Here is an 11563-nt window from a genome sequence, read left to right as displayed (position 1 = left end):
CCCGCCGCGCCCGGGTGCGGGTGCGCCCATGCGCCTAGCGGCAGGCGGGGCAGACCCCCACGAGATCGAAGCGGTGGTCGGTAACCGCGTACCCCTGCTCCTCGGCCGCCGCCCGGGCCGCCTCGGCCAGCGCCCGCTCCAGGCGGGGGCTGGGGGCGACGTCGTCCACCTTGCCGCAGGTGGCGCACACCAGGTGGTGGTGGTGGCCGGACAGCTCCTCGGCCAGCTCGAAGCGGCCGTGGTCGTCGGTGCCGGCCACCCGCCGGACGATGCCCGCCTCGATCAGCGCGGTCATGTTGCGGTAGGCGCTGCTCTGCGGGAGCTCGGGGCAGGCGGCCAGGACCTCCGGGATGGTGAGGGGCCGTCCGGCCCCGGCGAGGGTGTCCACCAGGGCCTGCCGCGGGCGGGTGTAGCGCTGGTCCAGGCGGGCCAGGCGGAGGGCCACGGCGTCGTGCAGGGCTTGGGGCGGCTGGATCACGGGCTGCTCACCAGCATAGGGCTCGAGCGCAGCGCTCCGCCGATGCGCACCACCAGGTAGGCGGCGAACGCCAGGGCGGTCACCAGGAACCCGACCGGGAAGCTGCTGTAGTAGGTCACCGCCAGGCCGGCCCAGATGAACGCCAGCGACAGCCCGACGCACAGGGCCATCCCGGCGGCCGGGGTCCGGGTGACCCGCTCGGCGATGGCCCCCGGGGTGACCAGGAGCCCGAAGATCAGCAGCACCCCCACCACCTGCACGGCCGCGGTGACCGCCACCGCCAGCACGAGCAGGAAGATGACCGAGAGCGCCCGGACGGGCACGCCCCGGGCTTCGGCGACGTCCTCGTCCAGCGAGGCGAACAGCAGCGGGCGGTACACCGCGGCCAGTGCCAGGAGCACCACCGCCCCGGCCACGGCGATGATCCAGATGTCGCCCACGCTGATGCCCAGGATCTCCCCGAACAGCAGGGCGAAGGCCCCGCTGGCGTTGCCCTTGTAGATGGTGAGGAAGTAGGAGCCGAGCCCGACGGAGAACGCCAGCACGATGCCGATGGCCGCGTCCCGGCCCCGCAGGCGCTTGCCCAGCACGCCGATCGCCCCCGCCCCCACCAGGCTCATCGCCAGCAGGCCGGCGACCGGGTTCAGCCCGTAGGCCACCGCCCCCGATGCCCCGGCGAAGCCGATCTCGGACAGCGCGTGGGCGGCGAACGCCGACTGGCGCAGCACGACCACGTACCCCACCACGCCGGCTACCACCGCCACGATCGTCCCGGCCACGAAGGCGTGGCGCATGAAGGGGTAGCTGAGCAGGTCCCGGAGGTCGGCGACGACGTTCCAGCCTGGGTGCGGGGAGACCACGGCGGTGAGCCCGGCGGTCAGCACAGCTCCAGCGACCCTTCCTGAGCGCCCGTCGGGTGGCCGGCGCCGTGCTCGTGGCAGTCGTCGTCGTGGGCATGCGGGTGCGACGCCTCCTCCTCGAGGCCCACCACGAACAGCCGGCCCCGGCTGTCCCGCAGGACTTCGACCTGGGTCTCGTACAGGGCGGAGAGGCGGGCGGAGGTGATCACCTCGTCGGGCGGCCCGAGGGTGATCTGGCCCCGGGCGACGTACATCACCTGGTCGAGCAGCGGCAGCAACGGGTTGACGTCGTGGGCGATGAGCAGCACGGCGATCCCGCGCTCGGCGGCGAGGCGGGCGAACAGCTGCGCCCCGGCCACCTGGTTGCGCAGGTCGAGGTTGGAGAAGGGCTCGTCGAGCAGCAGCAGCTTCGGGTGGCTGGCGATCGCCTGGGCCAGGGTCAGGCGCTGCAGCTCGCCGCCCGACAGCGACCCCATCGCCCGGTCGCCGTAGGCGGTGGCCCCGGCGGTGGCGAGGGCGCCGGCGACCTCGGCGGCCGCCTCCCGCCGGCTCCGGGGGCCGCCGATGCCCCAGCGGTGCCCGGTAAGGCCCAGCTTGACGAACTCGCTGCCCCGGAGGCGGACCTCGGCGTCCACCGGCCGGCGCTGCGGCACGTAGCCGATGGCGGGATCGCCCCGGTGGGGGACCTCGCCCAGCACCGTCAGGGAGCCGTGCGCCGGGCGCAGCAGGCCGAGCAGCAAGCGGAACAGTGTGGATTTGCCGGCCCCATTGGGGCCGAGCACCCCGACAAAGGCGCCGGGCTCGAGGTCGAAGGTGGCGCCCTCCCACACCGTGCGGCGGCCGTACGCGGCAGCCAGGTCCCGGGCGGAGACGACGGTCACGGCGCCGGGCTCGCCTTCTGCAGGCCACCCTCCAGGGCGGACAGCTCCTTGCCGAACCACACCTGGAACGGCGTTCCCGGCGGTTGGATGGTCTCGGTGACCGCGACGAGCGGGATGCCGGTGCGCCCGGCGAGGTTCTTGATCGTGGTGGTGACCTGGGTGGCGGTCTGCTGGTTGTAGACGAGCACCCGGCCCTGCCTCCCGGTCACCTGCTGCTGGAAGGTGGTGACCGAGGGGGCCGGCGGGTCGTTGCCCTCCGAGACCGCGTTCATGAACTGGGGCGGCGACACGACGTCGAGGCCCAGGGCGGTGGCCAGCGGGACGACGATGCTCTCGGTGGCTGCGATGGGGGTCCCGGCAAACTGAGACTTGATCTCACTGAGCGTCGCCCGCTCGGGGGCGAATGCCCGGGTCAGGGCGTGCTGCTGGGCCGCCAGGTAGGCGGCGTCGCGGGGGGCGAGGGCCACGAGGTCGGCCTCCATCCGGGCGATGACCGCCGGCACCGCAGCGGGGTCGTACCAGAAATGGGGGTTGTCGCCCGGCTTGCGCCCCAGCAGGGTGGCGACGTTGAGCACCTTCCGGTGCGGGCTGGGGTTGCCCGACAGGAGCCGGTCCGCCCAGGCGTCGTAGCCGGCGCCGTTCTCGACGACATAGTCGGCGGTGGCGAAGGCCCGGGCGTCGGCGGCGCTGGACTCGTAGCTGTGCGGGTCGGCGTTGGGATCGCTCACAATCGAGGTCACGTGCCCGGCCCTCCCGGCGAGCTGGCTGACCAGGCTGCCCCAGAAGTTCTCCGCCGCCACGACGCTGAGCACGGTGGGCGGGGCACCCGGGGCGCCCGGGGCGCCCGCCGTGGTGCCGCCGTCGGCGGTCGCCGGGGTGGCGGCGCTGCCGCAGGCCGCCGCCAGCAGGGCGATGAGGAGGCCGAGGGGCACCCAGGTGCGCATGCCGGAATGATAACAAGAACCGTTCTCATCCGCCACGGCCTAGCGGGGGCTTGGACGCCCGTCGGGCAACGGCTTACGCCACGACGAACGGCCGGGCCGCCCGCTGCACCGCCCGGGCGTCGTCCAGCAGGAACACCACGTCCGCGCCGGACCGGAGGACGACGGCAAACGCGTCCTTGGCCGGCACCCAGGTGTAGCGGGCCCAGTCCACCCGGCCGATCTCGTCCCACCGCCATGCCAGCTCTGGGGTCCCCACCACCAGGGGCACCCACGCCAGGCCCTCGGGGCGCACCGACAGCGTGCCGAACAGGGTGTACTCGTGGGGGTCCGCCGCCACGTCGGGCAGCAACCGCTGGAGCTCGGCGGAGCGGAGGTTGGCGGGGGCCGAGGCCAGCTCGCCCGGCTCCAGCACGGCGAGGCGCCGGCGGCGCCGGCTGCGGATCGCCTGGTCGGCCAGCAGCACCGCCGCCCACAGGCCGCCCACGTACAGGAGAGCTCCCCCGGGGCTCAGCCGGGCAAACCGCCAGGCGAAGGCGAACTGGGTGGCCACCACCACCCCGAGGGCGAACAGCCGGGTCTGGCGTGCGCTCGAGGAGCGGATCCGATCCAGCGCGTCCCGGGCAGCCGAGCCCGCACCCGTCATGGGTTAGTCATCGGCAGGAGCGGGCCCCGGATAAAGGGATGGATCGGGGGACGGTGAAAGGGCCGGATAACGGCCCCGAACAAACGGTCAGACGGAGCCGACCGGGACTCCGGCCGCGGCGATCCGGTCCTCGGCCGCCCCCGGGTCCCGCACCAGGAACACGACGTCGCGCCCGTCGCGCAGGCGCACGGCCAGGGCGTGGCGGGGGACGGCGTAGGTCCAGCGGGCCTTCTCGATCCGGGCGATCAGCTCCCAGTCCCAGGCCAGCTCCGGCGCCCCCCGGGCCACCGAGCGGGGGCTCGGCACCCAGGCCAGGGCGTCCCAGCGCACCGAGAGCGAGCCGGTCAGCGGATCGTCCGGCTCCGCAATGTCCGCCTGGTCCGACACCCCCTGGAGCTCGGCGGGGTCCAGCCAGGCGAACGCCGTCGCCAGCTCGCCCGGCTTCAAGCTCCGCCGGCGCCGGTAGCGGCCGGCGGCAAGCGCGATGCCGCCGACAGCTCCGGTGCACCCTGCCCCGGCCGTGAGCAACGCCAGTGCGGTCGGGAGTCCCAGGCCGGCCAGGAGCCAGAACGACAGCAGCGCGACCACATCGCCGACGGCCCCCGCAAGGCGTCGCCGCCAGGCGGGGGTAGGCGCGGCGATGCGGTCGAGCACGTCCTCGGCAGCGCCATCGTCCGGGACCCAAGATGAGGGCATGGACTGTTTATCGGCATCGGGCGAGGCAGGCTCAACGGGGGAGTCTCGCTAGTCACGATTTTCCTCATGCGCTGGCAGGCTCCGAGAGGCTTTGGGTGGTGCCGATGAGCGTGACTGCGAACAATAGGAAGGTAATGACGTGCACCGCGGTGCACCACAGGCAGATGGTGTCTAGGGTGAACAGCTCCGTGTAGACCAGGTAGAGCACCATGAGGATGCCGGCAACCGCTGCACCGACCCGGGCCGCCCGGATCCCGGCCGAGGGGCTCCGCCAGGCGGTCGGGGCGTGCAGCGGGGTCACGGCGAGGAAGTACAGGAGTCCCAGGAGGGCCACCGGGACGCCGAGGATGGCCGACTGCGGGCTGGTCGTCACCGCCGTGCAGTTGATGATCCCGGTCTCGGGGCAGGCGAGCGGCACCGCCGTCGTGTAATGGGCGAGGGTCAGGTACCCGGCCGCCCCCAGCCCGGCGAGGCACAGGACCGGGGCGCCGACCAGGATCCACCGCGGGACACTGACCTGTGGCCGGCCCTCCTCAGCCACCGACCGGCAGCCGGGCCTGGAGGGTGGTCACCATCGGATCGGAGCACACCGACGCCGGTTGCCCCTGGGTGAGGGTGCACAGGGCGGCGGTCAGCCAGTTGATGGTGCCGTCGATCTGCTGGCCGACGCCCGAACCGGTTGCCGCCGCGCTCGCCAGTTGCCGCCAGGACTTGCCCACCACCAGGTTGGCCGGGAAGCTGGCCCCGCTGAGCACCCACTTGTTGCCCAGGTCGATGAACGGGATGGTCGTCGCGCTCGAGCCCTGGGGCAGCGTCGGCGGCGAGTCGTAGGTCGAGAACAGCAGCGCCTCGGTGGAGTCCATCTGGGCGATGGTCTTGTGCGCCCGGTCCTCGGTCTCCTTGGGTGTGAAGGCCAGGTACTGGCTGGTGTAGGTCACCCCCGAGAAGTCGAAGGTGTGGATGTCCTTGAACGCCTCCCCGGCGCTGGCCGAGACCTGGAACTTGAGTCCGGTGAAAGAGCCGAAGCGCGCCAGGGCGCCGATCATCGGCCAACGCTCGGTGGCGCAGAACGGGCAGTAGAGGGCGCCGACATACACGACCCGGGGCAGGTTGCTGAGGGTCAGGGCGGCCGGCTTGCCCGCCGGGAGGTTGAACTGGGGCGTGATGCCGCCGTCAGCCACCTGGTCGAGGACGCCCTTGGGGATGGAGGTGATCTGCGAGACGACGGTCGGGTCGGCAGCCGAGGTCCCCTTGCCGAAGGGGTCGGAGGGCTTGTGGGAGACCCGGATCACCACCAGCACCGCCACGGCGATCAGGACGACGGCGATCGCCACGCCGCTCACCCAGCCCGCCCGGCGCCGCTTGGCCCGGCGGAGGGCGGCCGCCCGGGCCTTGGCGGCGGTCTCAGCCTCGGCCTGGCGCCGGGCGAGGGCAGCGGCCTTGGCCGCGGCGGCCCGCTCGGCGATGGCGGGATCCTCGACCACCTTCTTGCGGTGCTGCCCGCTGCCCGGCTTGCGGGGCTTCGGGGCGGGCTTGTGGGCTTGGGCTGCCGGTTTGGGGGCCGGGCTGGGGGATGCCGGCCCGGAGGAGGTGTTCCCAGGTTCCGGCGCATCGGTCATCGGGGCATTCTACGCAGCCGCTCCCCGGATCCCCGCCCCATCCTTAGGCGGCACGTCTCGCGCCCCCTGACGACGTATTGCTCCAGTTAGATGACAGATTGTCTGTGATATCATTCTTGGCGGTAGAATGAGAGAGATGGAGGAGCCCGTGGATGACATCATGTCTGGCCAGGCCGCAGGTCTGATTGAATTCCTCACGTACGTGAAGGAGAAAGGTCTCATGCCGGGGCGGACGGCAGATGCTTGGCGTTCGGCGTCCCAGGCGGTCCTCTCGCTCGAAGGAGACGACTGGCTGAGTACGGATCTGCTCTCGATCGACGTCGAACAGCAGGTACAGCGGTTCGCTAACGCGAAAGGCGGACGTTACAAGCCTGAAAGCCTCCGAACGTATGGCCAACGCTTCCGAGACTCTATGTCGATGTACATCGATTATTTATCTAATCCTACTGGCCTGAAGCCAAGAAACGCAGGTGTGCGACGTTCGACCAGCAAACGATCGGCGAGCAACAAGCCGACCGAGATTAGCCAGGAAGTTGGTGTCGCCCATGATTTCGAGCCGGCGGATCGCTCACCGTCCACCCTAAGACTGCTCACCTATCCCTTCCCGCTCAAGGCCGGGGATGTTGCGTATCTACAATTGCCCGCCCGCGTTCCGCTTTCGGATATTGAGAGAATGTGCCAGTTTCTTCGAAGCCTTGCCATTGACGATGAGGGCTGATTAGAGTGCCTAGCACCACCCCGTCCTGGCGAATCCATTTCTTTCGGCGGCATGTCGCCGACGATGCTGCCCAATCTGTGCCGGCACGGGCTTTCCTTGACGCATTGCCCCGCAAGGTCGCCGCCGAATTCCATGCCGTCCTGGATGCTGTGGCACAGGCCCCGCCCCCGAGCTTCTCGGGTGGCGGCAAATGGGAGGCCATGCATGGCGATATGGCGGGCCTCTACGAGATCCGCATTGGCGCTGGGGATACGAACTTCCGACTCTTCTGCATTCTTGAGCGCGACGCCGCCGACCTCGGAGGTTCTTCCATCATCGTTCTCGGCGGACTGCAGAAGCGCCGTCGAGAGGCGGCTAGCCAGCGTGAATACAGGAGAATTCGCCAGCTGGCCACCGAGTTCAGTAAACGTCGATCGGTTCTTCCGTAGATGGGTCGACGGTCGGCTTGGGGGTCACTAGCTTCAGTTCCGAGTCCAACGCCTTCGCCAGGGCATAGATCGTCGCCAGGGTCGGGTTGGCAGGTGTCTTCGAGAAAATCCGGCGCACCGCTTCGGGGCGGAGCCCGGCCCGGCGGGCGAGCTCGGCTTTGCTCAGATTGCTCCGGCGCCGTTCACGGTCCAGTTCACCCATGAGGCCGTCGATGAAGGAGACCCGGGCTCGGGCCTCTTCATAGGCAGACGCGTAGGCAGGGTCGAGCATCCGTCCGGCGAAATACCGCTCCGCTCCCGTTGCTTCACCCACCGGGCCGCCTCTCATGCTGTCACCGTATCATCAATGATACGCCAGCAAATCGCAGGGCCCCTTGAAGGCGGGCGGCGCGGGGTCTAGAATCCGGCCGTTCGAGTTACATCAGTGTAAGTTTTCCCGCTCTCGGGCCCCCCTCATAGGGAGGGCCGGGTCAAGCGGAGCCTCGGCGGAGCGCCGGAGGAGAAAGGTCGCCGCGTGAGCTTTGTCCATCTGCATTCCCATTCCGAGTATTCGATGCTGGACGGGGCCAGCCGCATCCCCCAGATGTTCGCCCGGGCCAAGGAGATGGGCATGCCGGCGCTGGGGCTCACCGACCACGGCGTGATGTACGGGGCCATCCCGTTCTACCTCGAGGGCCGGGCCACCGGGGTCAAGCCCATCATCGGCGTCGAGGCCTACGTGGCCCCCAAGAGCCGCTTCGACCGGCCCGCTCACCGGGAGACCGCCTACCACCACCTGACCATGCTGTCCGCCAACCTCACGGGCTACCGCAACCTCATGAAGCTGTCCTCGCTGGCCTTCCTGGAGGGCTACGACCCCCGCTCGCGGCGGCCCCGGATGGACCGGGAGCTGCTCGGGGCGCACTCCGAGGGGGTCATCGTCCTGTCCGGCTGCCTGTCGGGCGAGGTGCAGAAGAACCTGGTGGCCGGCAAGCCGGACGACGCCCGCCGGGTGGTGGCCGAGTACCGGGAGATCTTCGGCGACCGCTACTTCCTCGAGATCCAGTACCAGGGCCTCGCCCAGCAGCCGCCGCTCAACGAGCAGCTGGCCGCCATCGGGCGGGAGATGCACATCCCGCTGGTGGCCACCAACGACTCGCACTACACCCACAAGGACGACGCCGGCGCCCACGACGTCCTGCTGTGCATCCAGACCGGCAAGGAGTTGAGCGATACCCAGCGCCTGCGCTTCGACACCGACCAGTTCTACCTGAAGAACCGGGCGGAGATGGACGCCGCCTTCCCGGAGTACCCGGAGGCGGTCGAGAACACCCTCATGGTGGCCGAGCGGTGCGCCATGGAGATCCCGCTGCACAACGCCCTGGTGCCGGACTTCGAGGTCCCCGAGGGCGAAACCCTGGCCTCCTTCCTCTACAAGGAGACCGAGGCCGGGGTCCGGCGGCGCTACGCAGACGTGACGCCCCAGATCACCGACCGGATGCGCCACGAGCTGAACGTCATCGAGCAGATGGGTTTCCCCGGTTACTTCCTCATCGTGGCCGACTTCGTCTCCTGGGCCAAGCGCCACGGCATCCGGGTGGGGCCGGGCCGGGGCTCGGCGGGCGGGTCGCTGGTGGCCTACGCCCTCGGCATCACCGAGCTGGACCCCATCCGGTTCAACCTGGGCTTCGAGCGCTTCCTCAACCCCGGCCGCAAGCAGATGCCCGACATCGACATCGACTTCGACGAGCGCCGGCGGGGCGAGGTCATCCGCTACGTCACCGAGCGCTACGGCGAGGACCGGGTCGCCCAGATCATCACCTTCTCCACCATCAAGGCCCGCCAGGCCATGCGGGACGCCGCCCGGGTGCTCGGGCTGCCCTACTCGGTAGGCGACCGGCTGGCCAAGATGTACCCGCCGGCCATCCTGGGCAAGGACCCGCCGTTCGCCGCCTGTTTCGACTCGGCGATGGAGTGGCCCCGCTCCACCGGCCGCAACGATGCCTACGCCAACGCCGGCGACCTGCGGAAGACCTACGAGGAGGACCAGATCTCCCGGCAGGTGATCGACGCCGCCCGCAAGCTCGAGGGCCTGCGCCGGCAGCACTCGATCCACGCCGCCGGGGTGGTGATCGGCCGGGAGGCACTGGTCGGCCATGTGCCCCTGCAGCGCACCGACGCCGAAGTCGTCACCCAGTACGAGCAGCAGGTCGTCGAGCAGCTCGGCCTGTTGAAGATGGACTTCCTCGGCCTGCGCAACCTGACCGTGATCGAGGACGGCCTCGCCCACATCAAGGCCAACAAAGGCGAGATCGCCGACGTTGATGGGGCGCCGCTCGACGACCCCCTGGTCTACGAGCTCCTGCAGCGGGGCAGCTCGCCCGGCATCTTCCAGATGGAATCCGGTGGCATGACCCGGCTGCTGCGCCAGCTCCACCCGGACCGCTTCGAAGAGATCGCCGCCCTCATCGCCCTCTACCGCCCGGGGCCCATGGACGAGATCCCCCGCTACGTCCGCTCGAAGCACGACCGGTCATCGGTGACCTACCTGCACCCGAAGCTGGAACAGGTGCTGTACGACACCTACGGGGTCATCGTCTACCAGGAACAGGTCACCGAGATCCTGCAGGTGGTCGGCGGCTTCGCCCCCGAGGAAGCCGACATGGTGCGCTACGCCATCGGCAAGAAGAAGACCGAGGTGATGATGCAGGCCAAGGCCCGCTTCGCCACCGGCTGCCAGGCCTCCGGGCTGACCGCCAGCCAGACCGACCAGCTCTGGGAGCTGATCCTGCCCTTCGCCGGCTACTCGTTCAACCGGGCGCACGCCAACGGGTACGCCATCGTCGCCTACCAGACCGCCTGGCTGAAGTCGCACTACCCGGTGGAGTACATGGCGGCACTGCTGACCTCGGTGAAGGCCAACACCGACCGGATGCGGGCCTACCTGGGGGAGTGCCTCAACCTCGGCATCACCGTGCTGCCGCCCGACGTCAACTCCTCGCAGCTCGACTTCACCCCCAAGGGCTCCGAGATTCTCTTCGGCCTCTCGGCGATCCGCAACGTGGGGGAGTCGGTGGCCGAGGCGATCGTCGGCGCCCGGGCCTCGGTGGGCGGGTTCCGGACCTTCCACGACTTCTGCAAGCGGGTGCCCACCACGGTGCTGAACAAGAAGGTCATCGAGTCCCTGGCCCAGGCGGGGGCCTTCGACCACCTGGGGGTCGAGCGCTCCGCCCTCCTCGCCCGGGACCCCAAGGGTGGGCTGTGCCTCTCGGAGCAGGCCCAGCGGGCGGTGGAGTCCACCATGGCCAACCGGCGCTCGGAGGATGCCGGGCAGTTCTCGCTGTTCGGTGGGGGGGACCCGCCGCCCGAGGGCGACACCGGCCCGGTGGTCTACATCTCGCTCGAGGAGGTGCTGGTGCCCGGCAGCCTCCCGAGCAATGAACTGCTGGCGGCCGAGAAGGAGATGCTCGGGTTCTACGTCTCCCAGCACCCGCTGTCCGGGCTGGCATCCGCTCTGCGCTACCAGGCCGACGCCGAGATCGCCGACCTGGCCGACGTTCCCGACGGCACCATCAAGGTGGTGGGCGGCATCCTCTCCAAGCTCGACCGCAAGTTCACCAAGAAGGGCGAGCTGATGATGGTGGGCACCCTCGAAGACATGAAGGGCTCCATCGAGGTCGTGCTGTTCCCCTCGGCGGTCAACGAGACCCCCGAGGAACTGCTGGTGGTGGACCGCCCGCTGCTGTTCAAGGGCCGGGTGGACGCCCGGGACGACGCCCAGAAGCTGATCGTCCTCCGGGTCTCGTCGGTGGACTTATCGGCGGCCAACAGCCCGCTCCGGATCAAGATGTCGGTGGCCGACTGCACCCCGGACCGCATCGAGGTCCTGAAGGGCGTGCTGGCGGCGCACCCGGGGCCGTCGCCGGTGCTGCTGCACCTGGGGGGCCGGGACAAGGTGACCGTGCTGCGCCTGGGCGGCGACTTCTGCGTCGAGCAGCGCAACGGGCTGTACGCCGAGATCCGCAGCGTGCTGGGGTCGGAGGCACTGCTGGTCTGAGCCCCACCGGTACGCTGGACGCATGCCCTGCGTGCAATGCGGCAAGAACCAGACCGATCCCGCCAAGGGAAAGTCGCCCTGGGCCCGCCTCGTCACCGGCGGGGAGCAGGTGCTGCTCTGCCCGGAGTGCCAGGCTGCCGACCCGGCCTGGCACCAACGCTCGGACCACTGCCAGAAATGCGGCAGCAGCCGGCTGTCCATGATGCTGGGCTCGGTGGTCTGCCGGGCGTGCGGCGAGATCGCGCCCGGCGTGTAGCCCG

At 70.1% G+C, this 11563-nt stretch carries 13 protein-coding genes; 4 read left to right on the top strand and 9 right to left on the bottom strand.

From position 1 onward, the window contains the following. Positions 1 to 34: 34 nt before the first annotated feature. The 8 genes from VFW71_08385 to VFW71_08350 form a co-directional block, all read right to left on the bottom strand. Positions 35 to 478, bottom strand: a complete 444-nt coding sequence (locus VFW71_08385) for a Fur family transcriptional regulator (GenBank protein ID HEU5002780.1) — start codon at positions 476 to 478, stop codon at positions 35 to 37. After that, positions 475 to 1362 (bottom strand): metal ABC transporter permease, encoded by an 888-nt coding sequence (locus VFW71_08380; GenBank protein HEU5002779.1) that lies wholly within the window; start codon positions 1360 to 1362, stop codon positions 475 to 477. Before VFW71_08380 ends, VFW71_08385 begins: the two co-directional genes overlap by 4 nt. Then, the gene (locus VFW71_08375; GenBank protein HEU5002778.1) at positions 1356 to 2219 is read right to left on the bottom strand and encodes a metal ABC transporter ATP-binding protein; all 864 of its coding nucleotides are present in this window, start codon (positions 2217 to 2219) and stop codon (positions 1356 to 1358) included. The genes VFW71_08380 and VFW71_08375 overlap by 7 nt, the downstream gene beginning before the upstream one ends. Further along, a complete protein-coding gene (locus VFW71_08370) occupies positions 2216 to 3163 on the bottom strand; it encodes a zinc ABC transporter substrate-binding protein (protein HEU5002777.1) in 948 nt (315 codons plus the stop codon). Before VFW71_08370 ends, VFW71_08375 begins: the two co-directional genes overlap by 4 nt. Before the next feature lie 73 nt (positions 3164 to 3236). Beyond that, the gene (locus VFW71_08365) at positions 3237 to 3806 is read right to left on the bottom strand and encodes a hypothetical protein (protein ID HEU5002776.1); all 570 of its coding nucleotides are present in this window, start codon (positions 3804 to 3806) and stop codon (positions 3237 to 3239) included. An 87-nt stretch (positions 3807 to 3893) separates the two neighbouring features. Beyond that, positions 3894 to 4502, bottom strand: a complete 609-nt coding sequence (locus VFW71_08360; protein ID HEU5002775.1) for a hypothetical protein — start codon at positions 4500 to 4502, stop codon at positions 3894 to 3896. 64 nt (positions 4503 to 4566) lie between these two features. Beyond that, positions 4567 to 5043 (bottom strand): vitamin K epoxide reductase family protein, encoded by a 477-nt coding sequence (locus tag VFW71_08355; protein ID HEU5002774.1) that lies wholly within the window; start codon positions 5041 to 5043, stop codon positions 4567 to 4569. Next, positions 5036 to 6121: a DUF929 family protein gene (locus VFW71_08350; GenBank protein ID HEU5002773.1), complete on the bottom strand. Its 1086-nt coding sequence runs from the start codon at positions 6119 to 6121 to the stop codon at positions 5036 to 5038. Before VFW71_08350 ends, VFW71_08355 begins: the two co-directional genes overlap by 8 nt. A gap of 136 nt (positions 6122 to 6257) precedes the next feature. Between VFW71_08350 and VFW71_08345 the strand changes: the two genes are divergently transcribed. Together VFW71_08345 and VFW71_08340 are read left to right on the top strand one after the other, a co-directional pair. Beyond that, complete coding sequence (locus VFW71_08345) at positions 6258 to 6839, top strand: hypothetical protein (protein HEU5002772.1); 582 nt, start codon at positions 6258 to 6260, stop codon at positions 6837 to 6839. Between the two features lie 5 nt (positions 6840 to 6844). Further along, positions 6845 to 7267 (top strand): type II toxin-antitoxin system RelE/ParE family toxin, encoded by a 423-nt coding sequence (locus VFW71_08340; GenBank protein ID HEU5002771.1) that lies wholly within the window; start codon positions 6845 to 6847, stop codon positions 7265 to 7267. Here VFW71_08340 and VFW71_08335 read toward each other — a convergent pair. After that, a complete protein-coding gene (locus VFW71_08335; protein HEU5002770.1) occupies positions 7239 to 7580 on the bottom strand; it encodes a helix-turn-helix transcriptional regulator in 342 nt (113 codons plus the stop codon). The two genes, VFW71_08340 and VFW71_08335, sit on opposite strands and share 29 nt — an antisense overlap. 201 nt (positions 7581 to 7781) lie before the next feature. Here VFW71_08335 and dnaE point away from each other — a divergent pair, with 201 nt between their 5' ends. Both dnaE and VFW71_08325 read left to right on the top strand, forming a co-directional pair. Next, entirely contained in the window at positions 7782 to 11303 is a 3522-nt protein-coding gene (gene dnaE, locus VFW71_08330; GenBank protein ID HEU5002769.1) for a DNA polymerase III subunit alpha, read from the top strand. Between the two features lie 22 nt (positions 11304 to 11325). Continuing rightward, positions 11326 to 11559, top strand: coding sequence for a hypothetical protein (locus VFW71_08325; protein HEU5002768.1), 234 nt, complete (start codon positions 11326 to 11328; stop codon positions 11557 to 11559). The last annotated feature ends 4 nt before the right edge of the window (positions 11560 to 11563 follow it).

The sequence above is a fragment of the Actinomycetota bacterium genome (genome assembly GCA_035765775.1).
GTDB lineage: Bacteria > Actinomycetota > CADDZG01 > JAHWKV01 > JAOPZY01 > DASTWV01.
Note: the sequence above shows the minus strand (reverse complement) of the source record. Positions and strands in the feature narration are given on the sequence as shown.

What these genes read in the sequence shown, in the direction of transcription:
- VFW71_08370 (HEU5002777.1), bottom strand. Translation starts at nt 3,163, where the DNA reads ATGCGCACCTGGGTGCCCCTCGGCCTCCTCATCGCCCTGCTGGCGGCG.
- VFW71_08365 (HEU5002776.1), bottom strand. Translation starts at nt 3,806, where the DNA reads ATGACGGGTGCGGGCTCGGCTGCCCGGGACGCGCTGGATCGGATCCGC.
- VFW71_08360 (HEU5002775.1), bottom strand. Translation starts at nt 4,502, where the DNA reads ATGCCCTCATCTTGGGTCCCGGACGATGGCGCTGCCGAGGACGTGCTC.
- VFW71_08350 (HEU5002773.1), bottom strand. Translation starts at nt 6,121, where the DNA reads ATGACCGATGCGCCGGAACCTGGGAACACCTCCTCCGGGCCGGCATCC.
- VFW71_08345 (HEU5002772.1), top strand. Translation starts at nt 6,258, where the DNA reads ATGGAGGAGCCCGTGGATGACATCATGTCTGGCCAGGCCGCAGGTCTG.
- VFW71_08325 (HEU5002768.1), top strand. Translation starts at nt 11,326, where the DNA reads ATGCCCTGCGTGCAATGCGGCAAGAACCAGACCGATCCCGCCAAGGGA.